The organism is Oceanobacillus sp. FSL W7-1293 (genome assembly GCF_037969815.1).
Taxonomy (GTDB): Bacteria; Bacillota; Bacilli; order Bacillales; family Amphibacillaceae; genus Oceanobacillus; species Oceanobacillus oncorhynchi.
The window spans coordinates 3,010,581-3,033,271 of record NZ_CP150212.1 but is presented as its reverse complement, the minus strand read 5'-3'; the positions used below and the strand labels follow the sequence as shown (position 1 = coordinate 3,033,271).

General features: G+C 39.8%; 25 protein-coding genes. 16 read left to right on the top strand and 9 right to left on the bottom strand.

Annotated elements, in window-relative coordinates; translation table 11 throughout:
- The first annotated feature begins 33 nt into the window (after positions 1–33).
- The 8 genes from MKY65_RS14895 (at position 34) to hfq (ending at position 9,329) form a co-directional block, all read left to right on the top strand.
- Positions 34–294 carry a stage V sporulation protein S gene (locus MKY65_RS14895; RefSeq protein WP_042534912.1) on the top strand — a complete coding sequence of 87 codons (261 nt, stop codon included), beginning with the start codon at positions 34–36 and terminating at the stop codon, positions 292–294.
- A gap of 256 nt (positions 295–550) precedes the next feature.
- The gene (gene miaB, locus MKY65_RS14890) at positions 551–2,110 is read left to right on the top strand and encodes a tRNA (N6-isopentenyl adenosine(37)-C2)-methylthiotransferase MiaB (RefSeq protein ID WP_339178106.1); all 1,560 of its coding nucleotides are present in this window, start codon (positions 551–553) and stop codon (positions 2,108–2,110) included.
- A 1-nt stretch (position 2,111) separates the two neighbouring features.
- Positions 2,112–2,540, top strand: a complete 429-nt coding sequence (locus MKY65_RS14885; RefSeq protein WP_339178104.1) for a YlbF family regulator — start codon at positions 2,112–2,114, stop codon at positions 2,538–2,540.
- A 256-nt stretch (positions 2,541–2,796) separates the two neighbouring features.
- A complete protein-coding gene (locus MKY65_RS14880; RefSeq protein WP_339178101.1) occupies positions 2,797–3,369 on the top strand; it encodes an outer spore coat protein CotE in 573 nt (190 codons plus the stop codon).
- 209 nt (positions 3,370–3,578) lie between these two features.
- Complete coding sequence (mutS, locus tag MKY65_RS14875; protein ID WP_339178099.1) at positions 3,579–6,176, top strand: DNA mismatch repair protein MutS; 2,598 nt, start codon at positions 3,579–3,581, stop codon at positions 6,174–6,176.
- A 24-nt stretch (positions 6,177–6,200) separates the two neighbouring features.
- Positions 6,201–8,087: a DNA mismatch repair endonuclease MutL gene (mutL, locus tag MKY65_RS14870; protein WP_339178096.1), complete on the top strand. Its 1,887-nt coding sequence runs from the start codon at positions 6,201–6,203 to the stop codon at positions 8,085–8,087.
- A 39-nt stretch (positions 8,088–8,126) separates the two neighbouring features.
- On the top strand, positions 8,127–9,059 hold the full coding sequence (miaA, locus tag MKY65_RS14865) for a tRNA (adenosine(37)-N6)-dimethylallyltransferase MiaA (RefSeq protein WP_339178093.1): 933 nt from the start codon (positions 8,127–8,129) through the stop codon (positions 9,057–9,059).
- Positions 9,060–9,104: 45 nt separating this feature from the next.
- A complete protein-coding gene (gene hfq, locus MKY65_RS14860; protein ID WP_042534897.1) occupies positions 9,105–9,329 on the top strand; it encodes an RNA chaperone Hfq in 225 nt (74 codons plus the stop codon).
- A 262-nt stretch (positions 9,330–9,591) separates the two neighbouring features.
- Here hfq and sigK read toward each other — a convergent pair whose 3' ends face one another.
- From sigK to MKY65_RS14815, 9 genes are all read right to left on the bottom strand, one after another.
- On the bottom strand, positions 9,592–10,299 hold the full coding sequence (gene sigK, locus MKY65_RS14855) for an RNA polymerase sporulation sigma factor SigK (protein ID WP_339178089.1): 708 nt from the start codon (positions 10,297–10,299) through the stop codon (positions 9,592–9,594).
- 228 nt (positions 10,300–10,527) lie between these two features.
- A complete protein-coding gene (gene mnhG, locus MKY65_RS14850; RefSeq protein WP_339185259.1) occupies positions 10,528–10,878 on the bottom strand; it encodes a monovalent cation/H(+) antiporter subunit G in 351 nt (116 codons plus the stop codon).
- The gene (locus tag MKY65_RS14845) at positions 10,871–11,149 is read right to left on the bottom strand and encodes a Na(+)/H(+) antiporter subunit F1 (protein ID WP_042534890.1); all 279 of its coding nucleotides are present in this window, start codon (positions 11,147–11,149) and stop codon (positions 10,871–10,873) included. The genes mnhG and MKY65_RS14845 overlap by 8 nt, the downstream gene beginning before the upstream one ends.
- Entirely contained in the window at positions 11,149–11,625 is a 477-nt protein-coding gene (locus MKY65_RS14840; RefSeq protein WP_339178087.1) for a Na+/H+ antiporter subunit E, read from the bottom strand. The genes MKY65_RS14845 and MKY65_RS14840 overlap by 1 nt, the downstream gene beginning before the upstream one ends.
- 5 nt (positions 11,626–11,630) lie before the next feature.
- The gene (locus tag MKY65_RS14835; protein ID WP_339178086.1) at positions 11,631–13,115 is read right to left on the bottom strand and encodes a Na+/H+ antiporter subunit D; all 1,485 of its coding nucleotides are present in this window, start codon (positions 13,113–13,115) and stop codon (positions 11,631–11,633) included.
- Complete coding sequence (locus MKY65_RS14830; RefSeq protein ID WP_212929077.1) at positions 13,108–13,446, bottom strand: Na(+)/H(+) antiporter subunit C; 339 nt, start codon at positions 13,444–13,446, stop codon at positions 13,108–13,110. The genes MKY65_RS14835 and MKY65_RS14830 overlap by 8 nt, the downstream gene beginning before the upstream one ends.
- A complete protein-coding gene (locus MKY65_RS14825) occupies positions 13,446–13,874 on the bottom strand; it encodes a Na(+)/H(+) antiporter subunit B (protein WP_193064690.1) in 429 nt (142 codons plus the stop codon). The genes MKY65_RS14830 and MKY65_RS14825 overlap by 1 nt, the downstream gene beginning before the upstream one ends.
- Positions 13,874–16,294, bottom strand: coding sequence for a Na+/H+ antiporter subunit A (locus MKY65_RS14820; protein WP_339178083.1), 2,421 nt, complete (start codon positions 16,292–16,294; stop codon positions 13,874–13,876). The genes MKY65_RS14825 and MKY65_RS14820 overlap by 1 nt, the downstream gene beginning before the upstream one ends.
- 420 nt (positions 16,295–16,714) lie before the next feature.
- Positions 16,715–16,855: a sporulation histidine kinase inhibitor Sda gene (locus MKY65_RS14815; RefSeq protein ID WP_193064671.1), complete on the bottom strand. Its 141-nt coding sequence runs from the start codon at positions 16,853–16,855 to the stop codon at positions 16,715–16,717.
- Positions 16,856–17,493: 638 nt separating this feature from the next.
- Between MKY65_RS14815 and MKY65_RS14810 the strand changes: the two genes are divergently transcribed.
- The 8 genes from MKY65_RS14810 to MKY65_RS14775 all read left to right on the top strand — a co-directional run bounded on the left by MKY65_RS14810 (position 17,494) and on the right by MKY65_RS14775 (position 22,668).
- Complete coding sequence (locus MKY65_RS14810; protein ID WP_339178082.1) at positions 17,494–18,009, top strand: YqeG family HAD IIIA-type phosphatase; 516 nt, start codon at positions 17,494–17,496, stop codon at positions 18,007–18,009.
- 2 nt (positions 18,010–18,011) lie between these two features.
- A complete protein-coding gene (gene yqeH, locus MKY65_RS14805) occupies positions 18,012–19,124 on the top strand; it encodes a ribosome biogenesis GTPase YqeH (protein WP_339178080.1) in 1,113 nt (370 codons plus the stop codon).
- Positions 19,125–19,201: 77 nt separating this feature from the next.
- Positions 19,202–20,047, top strand: coding sequence for a shikimate dehydrogenase (gene aroE, locus MKY65_RS14800; RefSeq protein ID WP_339178078.1), 846 nt, complete (start codon positions 19,202–19,204; stop codon positions 20,045–20,047).
- Positions 20,034–20,324 (top strand): ribosome assembly RNA-binding protein YhbY, encoded by a 291-nt coding sequence (yhbY, locus tag MKY65_RS14795; RefSeq protein WP_339178077.1) that lies wholly within the window; start codon positions 20,034–20,036, stop codon positions 20,322–20,324. Before aroE ends, yhbY begins: the two co-directional genes overlap by 14 nt.
- A 101-nt stretch (positions 20,325–20,425) precedes the next feature.
- On the top strand, positions 20,426–20,995 hold the full coding sequence (locus MKY65_RS14790; protein WP_339178075.1) for a nicotinate-nucleotide adenylyltransferase: 570 nt from the start codon (positions 20,426–20,428) through the stop codon (positions 20,993–20,995).
- Positions 20,982–21,563, top strand: a complete 582-nt coding sequence (gene yqeK / locus MKY65_RS14785) for a bis(5'-nucleosyl)-tetraphosphatase (symmetrical) YqeK (RefSeq protein WP_339178073.1) — start codon at positions 20,982–20,984, stop codon at positions 21,561–21,563. The genes MKY65_RS14790 and yqeK overlap by 14 nt, the downstream gene beginning before the upstream one ends.
- On the top strand, positions 21,560–21,916 hold the full coding sequence (gene rsfS, locus MKY65_RS14780; protein ID WP_339178070.1) for a ribosome silencing factor: 357 nt from the start codon (positions 21,560–21,562) through the stop codon (positions 21,914–21,916). The genes yqeK and rsfS overlap by 4 nt, the downstream gene beginning before the upstream one ends.
- Before the next feature lie 5 nt (positions 21,917–21,921).
- A complete protein-coding gene (locus MKY65_RS14775; RefSeq protein ID WP_339178067.1) occupies positions 21,922–22,668 on the top strand; it encodes a class I SAM-dependent methyltransferase in 747 nt (248 codons plus the stop codon).
- The last annotated feature ends 23 nt before the right edge of the window (positions 22,669–22,691 follow it).

Genomic DNA, 22,691 nt, shown 5'->3' with positions numbered 1-22,691 from the left:
AAAGTATAAATAGCACATGAGGAGGTACTAGTGATGGAAGTTTTAAAAGTTTCAGCAAAATCAAATCCAAACTCAGTGGCAGGGGCTTTGGCAAATGTACTTAGGGAACGGGGTACGGCTGAAATTCAGGCGATCGGTGCGGGAGCGCTGAATCAATCCGTCAAAGCAGTTGCTATAGCTCGCGGTTTTGTAGCACCAAGCGGAGTCGATTTAATCTGTATACCGGCATTTACAGATATACTAATTGATAATGAGGAACGGACAGCGATTAAGTTAATTATTGAGCCGAGGTAATGAATATTTCAAAGGGTTGCCGTTCCAAAAGAAAAAACAGGCAGCCCGGATTGGATAGGGGCATGCCCTTCTCAAATTAACGGGTAATTTAGGACTTATTCCTTTATGAAGCAGAAAAATCTCTTTTTTCATTCGTGAAAAAAGAGATTTTTTATATGTTTCAGGCGTTGAGTATTGTACAATTATTATGTAGGCTTTATACTGTAAGTTAGTGCATCAATACATATGAATCGATGAAAGAAAGGGGATCAACCTGATGAACGAAGAACAGCGAAAACAACAGGCCCAGATTCGTAACGAAGAAGCTAATATAGAACGGATTAAAAATACATCCAGCGAAGAGTTAATTGCTAAATATTTTCAAATGGAGTATGAGCCGCAATCTCCAGATATAAAGAAAGCGAGAAAGCGTCGCAAGGAGGATATTCAATTTCATTATGATTTCTCCATCCCGGAGGATATGCAGCGAATCGGCGAGGGAAAAAAATTTCTGATCCGCACCTATGGCTGCCAAATGAATGAGCATGATACGGAGGTAATGGCCGGTATTTTGTCTGAAATGGGCTATGAATCCACCAATGTAACAGAAGAGGCAGATATTATATTGCTTAACACATGCGCCATTCGTGAAAATGCGGAAAATAAAGTATTCGGTGAAATTGGCCATTTAAAACCATTAAAATTAGAAAATCCAGATCTTATTATCGGAGTCTGCGGCTGTATGTCACAAGAAGAATCCGTAGTTAACCGGATTTTGAAAAAACATCAGCATATCGATCTAATATTTGGGACCCATAATATCCATCGTCTCCCGCACCTTGTTAAAGAAGCATTGTTCGGAAAAGAAATGATTGTTGAAGTATGGTCTAAAGAAGGCGATATAATTGAGAATCTGCCGAAAGTACGTAAAGGGAAGACAAAAGCATGGGTGAATATTATGTATGGCTGTGACAAGTTCTGTACGTACTGTATCGTCCCTATGACCCGCGGGAAAGAGCGCAGCCGCCGTCCCAAAGATATTATTCAGGAAGTCCGCCACCTCGTTGCACAGGGCTATAAGGAAGTCACTCTTCTTGGACAAAATGTGAATGCATATGGAAAGGACTTTGAAGATATCGAATACGGTTTGGGCGATTTAATGGATGATATTCATAAGATCGATATTCCACGTGTCCGCTTTACAACTTCCCATCCGCGTGACTTTGATGACCGTCTGATTGAAGTGCTGGCACAGGGTGGAAATCTTTTGGATCATATTCATTTGCCGGTTCAATCCGGAAGCAGCGAAATACTGAAGAAAATGAATCGGAAGTATACACGGGAAGATTATTTAGAGTTAGTTAGAAAAATCCGTGAAGCCATGCCACATGCCACATTGACTACAGACATCATTGTAGGCTTCCCAAACGAAACAGAAGAGCAGTTTGAAGAAACAATGACATTAGTGGAAGAAGTAGGCTTTGAAGCAGCTTATACGTTTATTTATTCACCTCGTGAAGGGACGCCGGCTGCAAGGAAGAAAGATGATGTACCTGAAGAAGTAAAAAAACAACGCTTATATCGTTTAAATGAGCTGGTTAATAAACAATCGGCAGCGTCCATGAAATCTTATCAGGGTGAAGTTGTCAAGGTGCTTGTCGAAGGGGAAAGCAAGAAAGATCCAGACGTTCTTGCCGGTTATACAGAAAGAAATAAATTAGTAAACTTTAAAGGACCAAAATCCGCGATTGGCCAAATTGTAGAAGTAGAAATTACAGAAACGAAAACCTGGTCATTGAATGGTATTATGGTAGAAAATAGAGTTGAGGTGGAATAAGATGGCGATGTATGAACGAAAAGAAGTACTTGATGAAGCCAGAAAGTTAGCGGCAATGCTTTCGAATACAGAAGAAATCGAGCGTTTTAAGCAAGTAGAAGCTAAATTAAATGGGAATAAAAAAGTCCAAAGCTTGATTAAGAAAATTAAAACGCTGCAAAAACAGGCTGTTAATTTTCAAGCATATGATAAGAAGGAAGCTTTACAGCGTATCGAGCAGGAAATTGACAGATTGCAAAATGAAATTGATGAAATTCCGGTAGTTCAGGAGTTTAAAGAGACACAAATCGTAGTCAACGATGTTTTGCAGCTGGTTTCCAAAACGATCTCCCGTACGGTTACAAATGATATTATTGAATCAACAGGCGGCGATGTGCTTAAAGGCGAAACCGGCTCCCAAACACAGAACAGTTCCAGCTGTGCGCACTAAACTGGAGACTGTTTAATAAAATAAATAAACAGACAAAGCCGGGCAGTGAGCTGTCCGGCTTTTTGTTACCACGCAGCTTGTTTCAAATCGTCCAATAAGCAATTTTCGGGCATCCAATGATAGCCCATTTTTTCAAAATAAAAACCTTTCAAGCTCTCCTTCGCGCCTGCTTTTCTTTTTTCTTGGCAATAGTTATGCACTTTAGGTATTTGCCGTGCATAAAATGACTATGAAAAAAGAGGAGGTAAAATATATCATGACTTTTCTTGATAAAGAATATAGAGAAATCATTACGAAAGCAGTATGTGGTAAAGGCAGAAAATTCACAAAAGATACCCATACAATAACTCCAAGCCATCGTCCGACAAGTATTCTTGGTTGCTGGGTGATCAATCATTTATACCACGCGAAGAAGAAGTCTGAGGATACTGTCATTATCAGTGGCAGTTATGATATTAATGTATGGTATTCTTACAATGATAATACGAAAACAGAGGTTATCACAGAAAGGGTGGAATACACAGATGTAGTTCCGTTATCTGTTAAGGACGATAATTGTATCAATGATGAATACGATATTATCGCAAAGGTACTTCAGCAGCCTAATTGTTTAGAGTGCATGATTTCAGATAAGGGCGGCAGTATTACCGTCGATATTGAACGTGAATTTGTCGTTCAAATTATTGGCGAAACCAAAATCTGTGTAAAAGTAAAACCTAACTGGAAGAGCGATGACGAAGAAGATGATTTTACGTGGGACTATGAAATGACTGATGATGAGGCAGAGGATATCAGACCGGACTTTATCCATCACAAACACAAAGATTAACATGAAACGAGGGTAGCCATACTCTCGTTTTCTTTTACACCCTAAGGAAATGATAAAAACGAAACATTCCCTTCTTCTTTAGCGAATGTTTCGTTTTTCTAAGAACAGGATAGGACAAGAATCGGGGAGATTATGCTATAATGGAGTTCGATTCAATTTAAAGATATGTGAAAAAAATAGATAATTTAGCAAGCTGGAGGAAATATTTCATGGCAAAATTAACACCAATGATGCAGCAATACATAGACATTAAGTCGCAATATAAGGATGCTTTTTTATTTTATCGGCTCGGAGATTTTTATGAGTTATTTTATGAGGATGCCACAAAGGCTGCGCAGGAATTAGAAATCACCCTAACGAAACGGGCTGGGGGCAATGACCCGATTCCGATGTGCGGTGTGCCTTATCATTCTGCAGAAAATTATATTAAGGTATTAATTGATAAAGGGTACAAGGTAGCCATCTGTGAGCAAGTCGAGGATCCGAAGACAGCGAAGGGCGTGGTCAAACGGGAGGTTGTCCAAATGATCACCCCGGGTACGGTGATGGAAAGTAATATGCTTGTGGAAGGTGAAAACAACTATATCGGCAGCCTGTCTCATTTTGGAGATGGTTCCTTTGTCATTGCGTATAATGATTTATCAACTGGAGAAAGCCGCCTGGCTTTAATGCAGGATGGCTGGGATAGTGTGATTCATGAATTTTATCATCAGCCGGTAAAGGAAATTGTGATTTCCTCTTCTCTGCCTGAAGAATTGCAAGCGCAGCTCAAGGAGCGGCTGCAGGTTACGTTATCCTATCAGGAAGAAGTGAATTTTAATGCGGAATTTCGTGAGCTGAGTGAGAATTTGAATGATGAACGTCTGATGGAGGCCTTCAGCAGATTATTGAATTATATCCAGAACACACAGAAGCGTTCCTTAGATCATCTGCAGCCGGCAGAAGTGATTGAGCTCAAGCAATATATGAGCCTGGATATGTATTCCAAACGCAATTTAGAACTGACAGAGTCGATTATGAAAAAATCAAAGCATGGCAGCTTATTATGGGTATTGGACAAAACCGTAACTGCGATGGGCGCAAGAATGCTGAAAAAATGGCTGGAGCGGCCGCTGTTAAATCAAGTTAAAATAAATCAGCGGCTAGAAGTGGTCGAGACTCTCCTAAACGCTTTTATGGAACGGGAGAATTTGCGGGAAAGCTTAAAGTCGGTATATGACTTGGAACGCTTATCCGGAAGAATTGCATTTGGGAATGTCAACGCAAGAGACTTAATCCAGTTAAAACAGTCCCTCCAGAATATCCCGGCGATAAAGGAGGCGCTCAATGCGCTTCATGTCCCTGAAGTGAGCGAGCTGGCAGACGCTTTGATTTACCCTGATCATATTGTTGAATTGCTGGAAAACAGCTTAGTTGAAGAACCGCCACTTTCTATTAAAGAAGGGGCTTTGATAAAAGAAGGTCATCATGAAGAATTAGATAAATACCGCGATGCATCTAAAAACGGAAAACAATGGATTGCATCCCTGGAGAAAAAAGAGCGGGAAGTAACTGGAATCAAGTCGCTGAAAATAGGATATAACCGTGTGTTTGGTTATTATATTGAAGTGACGAGACCTAACCTGCCTTTATTACAAGATGACCGCTATGAACGGAAGCAGACGCTCACCAACGCAGAGCGCTTTATCACACCGGAGCTGAAAGAAAAAGAAACACTTATCTTAGAAGCAGATGAAAAAAGCGTAGAGCTGGAGTATGATTTATTTATTAAAATCAGAGAGCAGATAAAGCAGGATATTCCATTAATTCAGCAGCTCGCGCAAATTATCAGTGAAATAGATGTATTGCAGGGCTTTGCGACGATCAGTGAAGAGAATAATTATAAACGGCCGACCTTTCGGGAAGGCGTCTTTTCAGTAGAGGGAGGAAGGCACCCCGTTGTCGAGCAGGTAATGAAAACCGGAACCTTTGTACCGAATGATGTACAGCTGAATGATGATAACCAGATGCTGCTTATTACCGGCCCAAACATGTCGGGTAAAAGTACCTATATGCGTCAAGTAGCATTAATCGCTATTATGGGACAGACTGGCTGCTTTATCCCGGCTGAATCAGGAATACTGCCTGTTTTTGATCAAATTTTTACGCGAATCGGTGCAGCAGATGATTTAGTCTCTGGACAGAGTACCTTTATGGTAGAGATGCTGGAAGCCAGGCATGCGATTCAAAATGCTACCGCCAACAGTCTGATTTTATTAGATGAAATTGGACGCGGAACAAGCACCTATGACGGCATGGCCTTGGCTCAGGCGATTGTAGAGTATATCCATAATCATATACACGCCAAAACACTCTTTTCCACGCATTATCATGAGCTGACAGCATTGGAGGGTTCCTTAGAGCATTTAAAAAATATCCATGTTCGTGCGGAAGAGCATGAAGGAAATGTTGTTTTTCTTCATCAAATCAAAGAAGGAGCAGCAGATCAGAGTTATGGTATCCATGTTGCTAAATTGGCCGATTTGCCGGATGAGTTAATCAATCGCGCTTCTGTTATTCTGGAAGGCTTTGAAAATAATGATTCCCAAGAAGTGCAGAAAGAGGAAGCTCCTTCTCTTGAACCAGAAGAGGCCGAATCAGCTCAATTATCCTTTTTTGCAGAGGAAAACAGTAAAGAACATAAGCCAGCGAAGTTAACTAATAAAGACAATGCAGCCTTAGAGGAACTCAAAAGCTTAAATATATTAGAAATGAATCCGTTAGAAGCTATGAATGAATTATATCGCCTGCAGAAGAAATTAAAGTAACACGTAGTAGAGGAAGGTGATAGCATGCCAATTCAACAAATGCCGGATAGTCTGGCAAATAAAATCGCAGCAGGAGAGGTGGTAGAACGTCCTGCTTCCGTGGTTAAGGAAATCATTGAAAATAGTATCGATGCAGGTGCCACATGGATACGCATCGATGTACACGAAGCCGGATTATCGGAAATACGCATTGTCGATAATGGGGCTGGTATTGCTGCAGAGGATGTGGAGAAGGCCTTTTTACCGCATGCGACCAGTAAAATAAGCACAGAGACCGATTTATTCCACGTGACCACACTTGGATTCCGTGGAGAGGCACTGGCAAGTATAGCTTCTGTCAGCAGACTGTCTATCCAGACCTCCCAAGGAGACGCTGCCGGAGTATCGCTTGAATTAGAGGGCGGAGAAGTTGTCAAAAGAGGCAAGAGCGATGCCCGTCAAGGTACAGAAATTGTGGTCAGTGATCTATTCTATAATACACCGGCACGGTTAAAATATATGAAAAGCCTTCATACCGAGCTGGGGCATATATCAGATGTGTTGAACCGGATGGCATTAGCGCATCCGGAAATTCGGTTCGAAGCAACACATAATGGCAAAGGGCTCCTAAAAACTTCAGGCAATGATGATATGCTGCAGGTCATTTCGCAAGTGTATGGAATGAGTGTGGCCAAGCAAATGTCCCCAGTTGAACATAAGACGCTGGATTTTACGATTACCGGCTATATTGCGAAGCCGGAGGTAACAAGAGCATCCAGAAACTATATGTCAACGATTATTAATGGCCGTTTTGTCCGCAACATTGCCCTGAATAAAGCAATTATCGAAGGATATCATACGCTGCTGCCAATCGGCCGTTCTCCAATTGTTGTTCTTTCTATTGATATGGATTCGATTCTGGTCGATGTGAATGTCCACCCTGCCAAGCTGGAGGTCCGGTTCAGTAAAGAGAAAGAGCTGTATAGTGCCGTCAAAGATATGATCCAGGCTCATTTTCGGAAAATGACACTTATTCCGGAAGTGACGAAAAAGCCGGAGCCGAAGCAAAAATCAGAACAGCACGCGTTTCAATTTGAAACAGAGTCTGCTTCTCCATTTCAGGAGAACGAGAAAAAAATAGAAGCGGATAAACCATCTGATGCTGTTATCAGAGAAGAGAATCGGCATCAGGAGGAAGAACCCGCCTTTCTTCGTGAAGAGAATACCCATATTGAAGTTCAAAGGGGCGAACAGGAATCAGCATCTGCCCCAGAAGAAAAAGTCCCTGAGGAGCCTGTAATGGACGCTCCTGCGTCTCCAATAGAAAAAACGCCAGAGCAGGTTCAGCCTCGGGTCCCAATGATGTATCCAATCGGGCAGCTGCAGGGAACCTATATTATGGCACAAAATGAAAATGGCCTGTATATGGTGGATCAGCATGCTGCACAGGAGCGGGTAAAATATGAATTTTTTAAGCAAAAGCTCGGTAAACCAATCAATGAGTCACAGGAGCTTTTAATACCGTTGACCTTTGATTTTTCTAAAAAAGAGGCTATCTTTATTGAAGAAGCAAAGGATACATTAGAAAAAGCCGGATTATTTTTTGAACCGTTTGGTCACCAGACCTATGTTATACGTTCTCATCCGACCTGGTTTCCAGCCGGGCTGGAAGAAGAAATTATCCGGGAAATGGTGGATCAGTTTATTCAGGAAGCAACGGTGAATGTAGAAAAAATACGGGAAGAAGCAGCGATATTAATGTCTTGTAAACGGTCAATTAAAGCAAATCATTATTTAACCAGCGAGGAAATGTTCCAGCTGCTCGAAGACTTACGAAGTACCACCGATCCTTTTACATGTCCGCATGGAAGACCGATTATTGTTCATTTCTCTACCTATGAATTAGAAAAGATGTTTAAGCGTATTATGTAGAATGGAAGCAAAAAAATAATGAAGTTGAGGAATAAATAAATGAAGAAAAAAGTAGTTTCTATCGTAGGACCAACAGCAGTCGGAAAGACAGCATTAGGAATTGCTGCTGCAAAAAAGTTCCGGGGGGAAATTATCAGCGGAGATTCCACCCAGGTATATAAGGGGATGGATATCGGTACAGCTAAGGTAACACCGGAAGAAACGGAAGGCATCCCTCATCATATGATTGATATTATTAAGCCGGATCAGCCATTTTCTGTTGCCGATTTTCAGGAGCACGTGAAATATCATATTGAAGCAATCCACGAACGGGGCAACCTTCCAATCATTGTTGGCGGGAGCGGCCTGTATATCCAATCTGTGCTGTTTGATTATCATTTTTCCGACCAGCGCCGTGACGAGGAGTTAACGAAAAAGCTATTTGAGCAGATAGAATCAGAGGGTCCGGATAATCTGTATGAGCGCCTGAAGCAGGTTGACCCGGAGCAGGCCAAAAAAGTTCATCCGAATAATCACAGGCGTCTTGTCCGCGCCTTAGAGGTCTATGAGCTGACCGGACTGACAATGTCAGAGTATCAGAAAGAGCAGAAGCCAGAATCCCCTTATGATCCATATATTATCGGATTAGATATGGAACGGACCGTATTATATGAACGGATTAACCGCCGGGTGGATAACATGATAGAAGCTGGATTAACCGAGGAAGTCGAGTCTCTTATTGCGAATGGGTATAAGAACTGTCAGTCAATGCATGCGATTGGCTATAAGGAGATAGCAGCTTATTTAGATAACCGCTTATCCCAAGCAGACGCTGTCAACGCGATTAAACAAAACTCACGCAAATATGCGAAAAGGCAGCTCACATGGTTTCGGAATAAGCTGGATGTGAATTGGTATCAGCTCACGGAGAAGGAAGCTGCACAACAAATGAAATTAATTTTAAATGATTTAGCAGGATTTTTAGAATCATAAATCGAATAAAGGATGTATAGATAGAAAAGAGGAGGAACTTATTTTATGGCTCAATCCGTTAATATTCAAGATCAATATTTAAATCAATTGCGAAAAAATCATGTTTTTGTCACTGTTTTTTTAACCAATGGCTTTCAATTAAGAGGAACGGTCAAAGCGTTTGATAATTTTACGGTGCTGTTGGAAACAGACGGCAAGCAGCAGCTTATTTTTAAACATGCAATTTCCACATTCTCTCCATCGAAGAATGTGGAAATTGAAAAAGAATAGAGATGTGAGGAGAGGAGCTGAATGGAGCTTCTCTCTTTTTGGTATTCACTTCAATAAAAAAACTTCTCCATGAAGCAGTTTTTTTATTGCCTCTCAATAGGTTATGATTACGCATTAAATACGAATAAGCCTCTCTTTAGAATTTAATCATAAAGAGAGACTTATTTTAAAATTTATTTACTTATCAGCAGACCAATTCCGTGTATCGTGCGTTTTCCGCAATACACCTCCTAAATAATCATCCTTCTTTCTCATCACACAATCACAAGGAAGGATGCTCATTCCGGTAATACTCATGAAATATCTTCATTAATGCTCTTTTTTCAATCCGCGATACATAGCTTCTGGAGATATTTAATTTCTTCGCAATCTCCCGCTGAGTCATTTCATCCTGGTCATTTAATCCGTAACGATACACAATTACTTCCCGTTCGCGGCTGTCTAAGATAGAAAAATACTGTTCAATCTTTGAAATTTCCATATTTAATTGGATATACTCAATCACATTTTCATTTTCAGCTTCTAATATATCAATTAAGCTGATTTCATTTCCTTCCTTATCCTGCCCGATTGGATCATGGAGGGAGACATCTTTTTTGACTTTCTTAAGCGCTCTTAAATGCATCAGTATTTCATTTTCCACACAGCGGGCGGCATAGGTCGCCAGTTTGGTGCCTTTTCCTGTAGAAAAGCTTTCGACTCCTTTGATTAAGCCGATGGTCCCGATAGAAATTAAATCCTCCATATCCTCTCCGGTATTTTCAAATTTCTTGACCAGATGGGCTACGAGACGAAGATTATGTTCAATCAGTTTGTTTCTGGCTTCTTCATCTCCTTCCTGCATCAATTGGATGTATTTTGCTTCTTCCTTAGGGGATAGTGGCTGGGGGAAAGACTGGTTCTTGACATAAGAGACAAAAAATAAAGCTTCTTTAATAAATAGTCCAAGTGCAGATAATATCATGGACAAATCCCATCACCTCCAAGAGTAAGCATCTTTAAACCTTCTAGGTAATTGCCTATAGCCTATTCTTATGTGCGGAAGAAGAAAAACGTGTCTGTCCATGCAGAATGGAAAAGCTGAAAGAAGAAAATAATTTTATTATCCTTGCCAATTCGAGGTTTTTATAAGGGAGCTATCTATATAAAAAGCTCCGATTTCTCTTGATAACAGGAGAAATCGGAGCTTTTATTTCATTTAATTTGATTGGTTTTGATCTGTATCGTACATTTCTTTTAAATCATCGGTTATTGTATTTTTATCGAGTTTTATTCCATTCCGGTAAGCTGATCTTGTAACCATCAGGCTGGCTACCGGAGCTGTCAGGAATAAGAACAGAATAGCTAATAATATTTTTGCGTTCATCTCGCCCTGAGTTAAAAAGTGGATAAATACAGCCAGCATGATAAAAATAACACCTAACGTTGCGCTTTTACCGGAAGCGTGTGCACGGCTATAGACATCCTTTAACCGGAGTATACCGATGGCGCTTACTACGGCAAAAAATACCCCAATGACAACAAAGATGGCTACAATTCCTTCAATCATCGCGGTCAATGACAACACCTCTTTCCAGGAATTTTGAAAGGGTCAAGGTCCCGACAAATCCCAAAATAGTCAGTACGAGAACAATGTCAGAGAACACGGATGTGTCTTGTAAAATCATCAGTATCCCGATAAATCCGACAAGCAGAACACCAATAGCATCCAACGCCAGAATTCTATCCTGTGTAGACGGACCAATCATAACACGGATAAACAATAAAACGAGGGCGACGGAAAGTGCACTCAATGCAACAATCAAAATTGTATCAAACATTATTTCGTCACCTCCATAATTGCTTTTTCAAAAGAGTCCTGGATATCCTTAATCATAATTTCTTTATCCGGCACATCAATCGAATGGACATAAATGGTTTTGCTGTCATCTGAGAAATCCATGGAAATCGTTCCAGGAGTCAAGGTGATTAATGCTGCCAGCATAGAGATTTCAAAATCTGATTCTAAACATGTTCTGACAGCAACAATTCCAGGCTGATGATCTTGCTTTGGATTAAGCACTACTTTCACAACATCAATATTTGCCTTGATTAATTCAATCATAAACAAATAAATTAGTTTCATAATCGCCCAGACCTTTTTTAAATAAAAATCAAACTTTAGGAAACGGCGTATGATAAATAAAATTAAAATCCCAATGAAATAACCGGAAAGAAAACTTACGAATGTATACTCATTTTGTAAAAACATCCAGAGTATCGCGAGCAAAACGTTTATTAATATTTGAAAAGGCATAGCAACTACTCCTTCAGCACAGATTCAATATAATTTGTAGGATTCATAATATCTTCTGCAACTTCCATCGAATAGGTGAAAATTGGTTCCGCTGCAAATCCTAAAATAATGGTAAGTGCAACAAGCGGTAAGATCGGCAGTAACAGTTTTCCTACGGGAATCTTTGCTTGTGCCTCTGTATGCTTCTGCTTGCCCCAAAAAGCGTAACTGAAAATTTTCATCATAGAAAATAAGGTCAGAAGCCCAACCAGGAGCGCTACCGCAGAAATGACATACTGTTGTTCCTCAAAGCCCGCTAATATTATCGGGAACTTACTAAAGAACCCGCTTAATGGCGGAATACCTGCTAAGGAAATGGCAGTGATAAAGAACAGCCAGGCAAGCCAAGGATGGGTTCCAATCAATCCGCCCATTTTCTTTAAATCGGTTGTTCCCGTAATTTTCTGTGTTGCTCCAGCAAATAAGAAAAGTGCTGTTTTTACAATCATGTGATGCGCAATATAGTAAATGGCGCCGGCAACAGCCAAAGGAGTGAAGATACCAAGCCCCATCACCATATAGCCGACCTGGCTGATAATATGATAGGAGAGAATCCGCTTGAAATCAAATTGCGATACAGCTCCAAGAACTCCGAATAACATGGTAAAACCGGCAATCGTAACAATTAATCCTTTGTGCGTAAAGCCTGTATCATGATTGAAAATTACAGTAAATGTACGGATAATCGCATAAATACCTACTTTGGTCAACAGACCCCCAAATAAGGCTGCTATAGCAGCAGGAGGACCGTAATAGGACTTCGGAAGCCAAAAATAAAGTGGGAATAAGGCTCCTTTAGAAGCAAAAACAATAAACAGCATAATAGCTACTATATTGAGGGCGCCAGTCTGATCTAATTCCGAAACACGCTGGGCGATATGCGCCATATTCATTGTTCCGGTAATAGAATAAATCCATGCTATCCCTACAATAAAGAGGGCGGAAGCAAAAATGTTGATGATTACATACTTAAAGGACTCTCTTAACTGATAGCCTGTCCCTCCATGAACAATCAATCCATAAGAGGCAATCAACATTACTTCAAAGAACACAAATAGATTAAATAGATCGCCTGTTAAAAAAGAACCGTTGACCCCAATCATTAAGAAAAGATAAAGCGGGTAGAAAAACTGCTTTTCACGGTCTCTCGCGATTGTCTGGAAAGCAAAGAACAAACAGACGGTACCTACTAAAGTAGATAGAAGCAGCATCAGTGTTGAAAGTAAATCTGCAACAATAACAATTCCAAAAGGTGCCTCCCAGTCGCCGACTTCCAATACGAGCGTTCCATGCTGGTACACATAAATGGCTAAGTAAACGGAAAGTGCCAGTAAAGCAAGCATTGTAACTCCGCTTATCACACGCTGTATCGTGTGTCGTTTGTATAAAAGTATAAGTATAGCGCCGATTATGAAAGGTATAATAACCGGCAGAATAATTACATTACTCATCAGCAGAACCCCTTAATTCTTCTAAATCGTCTGTTTTATGCACTTTATAGGTCCGATAAGACATAACTAACAATAAAGCAGTAACAGCAAAAGCAATAACGATGGCTGTCAGTACCAGCGCCTGAGGCAGCGGATCTGTATATGCTTCTGCTTCAAAACTTAAAACAGGAGCAGCACCGCGCTGCAGCCCGGACATCGTTAATAATAAAAGATGCACGGCGTGAGAAAGTAATAATGTAGCTGCAACAACGCGGAGCAGGTCTTTAGACATAAACAGATAAATCGTTACGCTAAAAACAATTCCTATGACAATTGACATTAATAGTTCCATTATTTATCATCCTCCGCAATCGTCAGAATAATTGCAAGTGCACTGGCCAGTACAACAAAGTAAACACCTAAATCAAAAGGCAGTGCGGTGGTCAATTCAACTTCTCCCAGGATTGGCAGTCTAAAATAGTCAAAGAATTGTTTTAGATAAGGAAAACCAAAAACCATAGAGACCACACCTGTTACACTGGCAAAAAGTAACCCGATGCCGATTATTTTTATATAATCAAATCGAATGACCTTCTTAATGGAATTTAAGCCAAATGAGAGGTACAAAATAAGAATGGCACTTGCAGTCATTAGACCTCCAATAAATCCTCCGCCAGGGCTGTTATGACCTGCGAGCAGTAAATAGATAGAGAAGGAGAGGACAATCAAAATAATGAGTCTGGTCAATGTCTGCAGCATCATATTATTTGGTTTTTTCATCATACGTCCTCACTTCCTTTAAAACGTAATCGTATTAAACTGACAACGGTTAATACCGCTAAAGCGACAACAAGCACTTCCAGCATGGTATCAAGACCACGGAAATCCACCAGGATAACATTTACGATGTTATATCCTCCAGCTTCTTCCTTGGCATTTTCAGTATAGTACTCGGAAATTGAAGAATAATTTGCCTCTTGTCCCAATGAAAATGCAGATAGGGAACCAAGCGTAATCATCAGCCCAAATCCAATGGAAATGATTAATTTAACAGCCTTCAATTTTGGAGGTGTTTTTACCTTCTTCAATTTCGGCAAGTGATAAAAGACAAGCATAAACAAAATAACGGATACGGTTTCGATAAGCAGCTGCGTCAATGCTAAATCCGGAGCTCGGAACAGAACAAACAATAGAGCTACGATAAAGCCGCTGACACTTGTTGCGATAATTAATGCTACCCGATTATTAATAAACGGAATAACAATAACAGACCCGATAAATACTGCAATGACAAACCATACGTAAATTGGCACCGGTGATAAATCAAGCGATTGGATCGCCGGTAAATTATAACGGTACATCGTATAGGCCATTATCAATATGATAAATGTACACATATAGATGAAGTAATCTCTTAACCTGCCTGTCATCTGGATGCGTGTTAGCCATTGAGACCCTTTTACTAAGCCGTCATATCCATAATCATAGGCGTAGTTGAACAAATCACGTTCCCCGCGGTAGAATGCGGTATTTTCCCATTTTTTAAAGGTCATAAATAAGATGACACCCAATACTACCACACCGATTGTCATCCATAACTCTGGTGCTAAAAAGCCATGCCAGTGAGTGATGTGTACATCAAAAAACTCTCCTGGAGAAAGAATGCCGGGTGCGATAGCAGCCATAGCAGGCTCGATAATGGAGTACGCTAACAGATTAGGGAAAAGCCCGAATACAACCACAAGAACAGCGAGTATGATAGGGCTGATCAGCATACCGATCGGAGCCTCATGCACATGTTGTACTTTTAGCTTACTGCTATCGAATTTACCCATAAACGTCTTTGAAAACATCAGGATACAATATAAGAAGGTAAATACGCTGGCAATCCAAGCAATAATCGGAATGATAAATCCAAATGTTTCTAAATGGAAAATACCGTATTCCGTCACATTCAGCATCCCTGTCAAAAACATCTCTTTACTTAAAAAACCATTAAATGGAGGCAATCCTGCCATCGAAGCCAGTCCAATTAGAGAAATGGTTGCTGTAACAGGCATTATGGTCATTAATCCGCCTAATTTGCGAATATCTCTTGTTCCGGTCTCATGATCAACGATTCCGGCTGCCATAAACAGACTTCCTTTAAAGGTTGCATGGTTAACCAGATGAAATACCGCTGCTAAGATGGCGGTCATGTATAACGCATTGTCCCCATCCTGAAAATAGAACGCAGCAGAGCCTGTCCCAAGTAAACTCATGATTAAACCGAGCTGACTTATGGTGGAAAAGGCCAGAATTCCTTTTAGATCCTTTTGCCGTACTGCTGAAATAGAGCCCCATGTTAAGGTAACTAATCCGGCAATGGTAATAATCCAGAACCATTCTGGTGCACCGCCGAATACCCCGGTCAATCTGGCAACAAGATAAATTCCTACTTTTACCATGGTTGCAGAGTGGAGATAAGCACTGACGGGTGTCGGCGCTTCCATTGCATCTGGAAGCCAGATGTGGAATGGAAATTGAGCCGACTTGGTAAATGCGCCTAGTAAAACCAGAATCATTGCCGGGATAAATAATCCGCTCGCCATAACAATGTCCGCATTTGCTATCAGCTCCCTGATACTGAATGTGCCGGCAATAACGTAAAGTAAAGAAAAACCAGCGAGCATGGATAATCCGCCGAAAACGGTGATATACATTGACTTTTGAGCACCATAAATAGATTTTTCTCTCGTATACCAGTAACTGATTAATAATGAAGAAGCGATACTTGTTACTTCCCAGAAAACATAAATAACAATTAAGTTATCGGAAAGAACGACTCCTAACATAGCACCCATAAACATTAAAAGATAGACATAGAAATTGTTTAACTTTTCTTTTCTTTTCGACAAATAGTAAATAGAGTAGAGAACAACAAGTGCTCCGATTCCTGTAATCAATAATGCGAAAAGCAGACTTAGACCGTCAACATATACGTTGAAGTTTATTCCGAGGGAAGGAACCCAGTCCAAATTATTTAAAATTGCTTCGCCAGATGATGTTCTAGGTATAAAAGATAGAAAATAGATGAATAGTACCAGAGGCAGAATCAAAACAAACCAGCCAGTATGTATTCTCTTTAAATACTTATACAAGAATGGAATAAGTATGGCTGCGATAAACGGTGATAAAACAGCCCAGTGTAGTAACGTCAAAAGTAATTCCTCCTTTTACAAAAATAGCGAATTCCTTTTAACTGTAGAGCAAAATAAAATACTTTAAATATTCCTTCAGTTAAAAGTGTTCAAGTTCATTTCTAATATTGAAAACAAAAAGCCTGCCTATTATGAATAAGAATAGGGATGGAAGCTTTCATTTTACAGAGCACATAAAGGTTATTCGGTGTGATAATGAAGGGGGAATACCATGCTTTCTATTTATTCTCCATCTCTTTACGGTTTTTTGCACAAAGTCAGAGTGCTACATTTGATTATAACCTATTCAGAAGATGGATGCATACAAAAAGAATGCGATTACCAGGATGAAAAGCTTGTATTTTAAATAGGAAGAAACAAGGGAAAAAAGCGAAAAAAAAACTTCAATTTAAAAATTGAAGTTTGGGAAACAAGACAAAATTATACAGATTCTTTAATTTTATGAGATAGAGATCTTTTATGGATTTCTTCCTCAAACAAAGAAAGAAAATCAGGACTTAAGTTTAATGATATTGCTGTATAATATGATTCTAGTAATAGTTCGTCCGATAATGTTTCCACAATACAACCTCCTCAAGTGTCAGCATTTCTATTAAGTTAATAATAATTTAACACGTGTATCTTGTGTTAACAAGCTATAACTTATCTACATATAGTTGTATATAAGTTGTGTATAAGAAGGGGGGTAACCCTGCTTACTGTTGTTATTAAAACATTTTTATGTTGATAAAGTTATCCACAAAATCGAAAAACATCGGAATTTGTCGAACGATTTTCAAGAGATGAAGGCATTTTTGATGATCAGCATGCATAGTTCCCAATTAATAAAAGAAAAAATTGGAAATCACTGTCGACTGGATGAACATCCCTAATGAAGGCAATAATTCTTTGAAACGCTAGTCAGTTGTAGTAGGATTAGGTATAATGTGATATAGCAAAGTGTTGCTTTTGTTTTGAAACGAACAGTTAGAGGAATATTTTCTATAAGCTGTTTTTACATAAAACGAAACTTCATTTCGCGGGAGTTTTGTTTCTCTCCCGCTAAGCGTCAGCCGAGTGATTCGGGGAGTCGGCGTCTGTTATCGCCAGCCTGAATAAATTTATTCTTATGTTTTATTTACAGACGGCTCTCCGTGATAAAAAGTATCATGTGCAGGAAAAATAAAATTGTTGTTAATCGGAAATCTTGAGGTGTGTATATGTTTTCTAAATTTTTGCCGGATGAGCAAATTGATCAAATTTTTGACTTGAAACCAGAGAAATTAAAAGAAAAGGGAATCAAGGGGATTATTACGGATTTGGATAATACGCTTGTTGCATGGGATGTGAAAGATGCAACCCCTGATGTGATTACATGGTTTAAAACAATGGAAGAAAATGATATAAAAGTAACCATCATATCAAATAATAATCAAGAACGTGTCACCGTTTTTTCGGAGCCGCTTGGAACTCCCTTTGTATTTAGTGCCAGAAAGCCTTTGAGCAGAGCTTTTAAGACTGTTGCAAAGCAAATGGATTTGAAAAAAGACGAAATTTTAGTCGTCGGTGACCAGGTGATGACGGATGTCCTCGGGGGTAATATGGCCGGATTCTATACTGTACTGGTCGTTCCTGTAGTGCAGACAGACGGAAAAATAACAAAGGTTAACCGTTTTATGGAAAGAATTATTTTAAAAAGAATTAAGAACAAGGATAAGCGTTATAAGGAGGAATAAGGTTGGAGCAACATATTTGTCAAGGATGCGGAAGTATTATTCAGACAGAGCATCCGAATGAAGCAGGATATGCGCCAGTCAGCGCATTAGAGAAAGACGTTATTTTATGTAAAAGATGTTTTCGTTTGAAGCATTATAATGAAATTCAGGATGTGTCAATAACGGATGCGGACTTTTTGAAAATGGTCAGTTCCATACGTGATAGAAATGGATTGATAGTGCATATCATCGATGTGTTTGATGTAGATGGTACGCTATTAAGTAATTTGCCGAGAATTACGGGGGACAACCCGATTATTTTAGTTGGCAATAAGCTGGATTTATTGCCAAAATCGACAAATGAAAATAAATTAAAACAGTGGCTGCGTCATGAAGCGAGCCAGCTGGGGATCAAAATAAAGGATGTTGTATTGATTTCTTCTGTAAAAGGAAAAGGAATAGATGAGCTGAAGGAAAAAATAGAAGCACATCGGTCCGGCAAGGATGTATTTATTGTTGGTGTCACGAATGTCGGGAAATCAACATTTATCAACCGCTTGATTAAAGAATCAACAGGAGAAGAGGATGCCATTACGACGTCTTACTTCCCGGGAACTACATTAGGATTTATTGAAATACCATTAGATGAAGATTCGTTTTTAGTAGATACACCGGGAATCGTTAATAAACAGCAAATGGCTCACTATGTTTCTGAAAAAGAATTAAAAATGATTACACCAAAAAAAGAAATTAAGGCTAGAGTTTACCAATTGCAGGAACAGCAGACCCTATACATTGGCGGCTTAGTAAGGCTGGACTTTATTAAAGGAGAGAAACAATCCTTTGTATGTTACTTCTCGAATGACTTAACGATTCACCGGACAAAACTGGAGAATGCGGATGAATTATACGAGAAGCATGCCGGAGAGCTGTTGTCTCCGCCGTATAAAGAACAGTTGGAGAATTTTCCGCCGCTTACGGCACACAGCTTTAAAATAGAAAAAGGAAAAGTAGATATTGTTTTTCCGGGATTAGGCTGGATCAGTGTGCAGGGCGATGGGGCTACGGTAGCTGCTCATAGTCCCAAAGGTGTTTCTGTCACAACGAGAAAATCCTTTTTATCCGGGCAGCAGTAACCAGGTACATTTCTGAGAGAAGATAAAAATAATATTAGATACCACCTATTTGTAATAGAGAGACAGGAGGCGTTTCGTTGAGTTTAAAATTGAAATTAATCGGTTATCCCATCAAGCATTCCTTATCGCCTTGGATCCAGACATGCTTTTTAGAGCGTTCCGGGCTGGAGGGCTCTTATACATTGCATGAAATATCAAGTAAGGAAATTTTTGATGAAGAAATGAAAAAGTTAAGAGAAGAAGAAGTGAATGGATTTAATATTACGGTTCCTTATAAGCAGACAATTATTCCTTATCTGGATAGAATTGATATTACTGCGGAACGCGTGGGGGCAGTCAATACTGTTTCTTTGGAAGGAAATGAATGGGTAGGCTATAATACGGACGGAATCGGCTATGTACAGGCATTGCGCGATAAGTTTCCTGATATGGACAGGAATATAGATGTTCCTATTTTAATACTCGGTGCCGGCGGGGCTGCACGAGGTATTTTCCATGGACTGACTCAGGCGGGCTATACGAATTTGACGCTTGCCAACCGGACGAAGTCAAAATGTGAAGATATTATGAAAGGAACCAGTGCTTCTGTTGTCACGCTGGCAGAGGCTGAGAAAGACATTGCAGCATACGATGTTATTATACAAACCAGCTCTGTTGGGATGGAGGAACCAAAGCAAATCGTAGACCTGTCTAATTTAAAAGCAGGCACGATCGTCAGTGATATTGTATATCAGCCGCTTGTGACACAGTTTTTAAAGCAGGCAGCAGAAAAAGGCGGCCGGATTCATTATGGACATACGATGCTGCTTTATCAAGCGCAGAAGGCATTTGAAATCTGGACCAATAAAAATGTCGATGTCACCGGAATGGATGAAGAGATGATAACCAAGATAAAAGGAGATAAAGCAGATGTTAACCAATAAACAAAAGCAATTTTTACGAAGTGAATCGCATCATATTAAGCCTATTTTCCAGGTTGGAAAAGATGGGGTAAATGAAAATATGGTCACACAAATCAGCGAAGCATTAGAGAAGAGAGAATTGATAAAGGTCAGTATTCTTCAGAATTGTGTAGAGGATAAACATGTTGTTGCTGAACAGATTTCTGCCGGCACGGAAGCAGAAGTGGTACAAATCATCGGCAATACGATTATTTTGTATAGAGAGTCAACGGACCATAAAGAAATTAAGTTACCATAAACAGAGGCTGTTCATAAAGCCGCCAGCGGTCATAATGGGACAAGTAATCCAAATGACGCTTCATGCTTGAACGCACATTAATAATTTCAGAAGGTGAGTCTTTGAAAAAGATTGGAATTTTAGGCGGGACATTTAACCCGCCGCATATAGGGCATTTATGGATTGCTGAAGAAGTAAGAATCCGAAAGCAATTGGATGAAATATGGTTCATTCCGACGCGGACGCCCCCTCATAAAGATACTGTCGTTTTGGATGCATCCCATCGCTTGCGGATGCTTCATTTGGCAATCAAGGATAATCCTTATTTTCAAGTAAATGCGCTAGAGCTTGAAAGAGAAGGAAAATCATACACTTATGACACAATAAAGGAACTGACGGCGGACTTTCCAGAGGCTGATTTCAGCTTTATTATCGGCGGGGATATGGTAGATTATCTGCCCAAATGGAATCGGGTGGAGGAATTAGTTCATATGGTTCGTTTTATAGGGGTATCGAGACCGGGGTATACATTAGATACACCTTACCCTGTGGAACGCTTGGAGATACATCCTTTAGATATTTCCTCTACCTTTATCAGAAATCGATTAGGGAAGGGGGAGAGAGTTCGTTATTTGCTTCCTGATGGTGTGATGAATTATATTAAGGAGAATCAGATTTATGAATATAGATAACCTGAAGGCAGACTTGAAGGAAAGGCTGACGAAAGGAAGATATGAGCATACGTTGAGAGTAACAGATACAGCAGTAGAGCTTGCTGTAAACTTTCATGAATCCGTAGAAAATGCTACTATCGCTGCCTTATTTCATGATTACTGTAAATGTGATTCCTTAGAGGAAATGAAGCAAACCATTGAAACGAGCAGCGAACTTCCGGATGTGCTTCTTTCTTTTCATCATGAATTATGGCATGGGCCAGTTGCATCGGTCCGGATAGAAGAAAATTATGCGATTACGGATCAAGAGATAAAAGATGCCATTTACTTCCATACAACGGGAAGAGCGAATATGACAAAGCTGGATAAAATTATCTTTATTGCTGACTATATTGAGCCGTTCAGAAATTTTCCCGGGGTAGAGGAAGTGAGAGAGACAGCTAAGACAGATTTAACAAAAGCATGTTACCAGGCAGCGAAGAATACGATTCGTTTCTTGATGGAAAGGGACAATACTGTATACCCTGACAGCTTTCATGCTTATAACGACTTAAATCAACACGTTTTTGGAGGAATAAAAAAATGAATAATAAAGAATTAATTCAAGTAGTTGCAGAAGCCTGCGATGATAAAAGAGCAGAAAATATTGTTGCCTTAGATATGAACGAAGTATCTTTAGTCGCTGATTATTTCGTGATTTGCCACGGAAGCAATGAACGGCAGGTACAAGCAATTGCCCGGGCAATCAAAGAAACTGCAGAAGAAAATGGAAAAGACATTAAAAGAATGGAAGGCTTTGAAGAAGCGCGATGGGTTCTTGTTGATGTCGGTGATATTGTTTGTCATGTATTCCATAAGGATGAAAGATATTATTATAATTTAGAAAAATTATGGGGCGATGCGGACCGTGTTGCGCTGAATATTACGCAGGAAGGGTAAGGACAATGGCGTATCGAAAAATGGCTGCGGTCTATGATCAGCTGATGGATAATGTGCCATATGATGATTGGGTGGTTATGATTCAGCAAATGATAGCTCAGACAGAAAGACCAGTGCAGTCAATTATTGATTTAGGCTGTGGTACCGGAGTCATTACCCGGAAATTAGCTGCCGGCGGATATACAATGACGGGGGTAGACCAGTCCGGGGATATGCTCCATGAAGCACAAAAGGATTTAGAACCTGCAGATGGTATAAGCTGGTTAGAAGCAGATATAACAAAGCTGGATGGGGCAGAGCAGCGTTATGACATGGCAATCAGCTGCTGTGATGTAATAAATTATGTAACAGACCTTCAAGCTGTAGAACAAGCTTTTAAGAATGTTTATCAGCTGTTAGAAGCAGGCGGGATATTCTTCTTTGATGTCCATTCCATGCACACTGTAGAGGATATCTATATTGGCCAGACATTTTCCGATGTAATGGAGGAAGCGGCTTATATCTGGGAGTGCATCCCGGGAGAGGAAAAAGGAGAAATGTACCACCATGTTACCTTTTTCCATCAAGAAGAAGAAGACCGCTTTATTCGTTTTCAAGAAGAACATCATCAACGGACATTTCCGATAGAAGTATATAAAAATATTTTAAAAAATATCGGTTTTAAGAAAATCCAAATTTATGCTGATTTTTCATTAGAAGCAGATAATTGGACTGAACAATCAGAAAGAATTTTCTTTTTGGCTGAAAAATAAGCCGCAAAAGTGTATTGTAATCA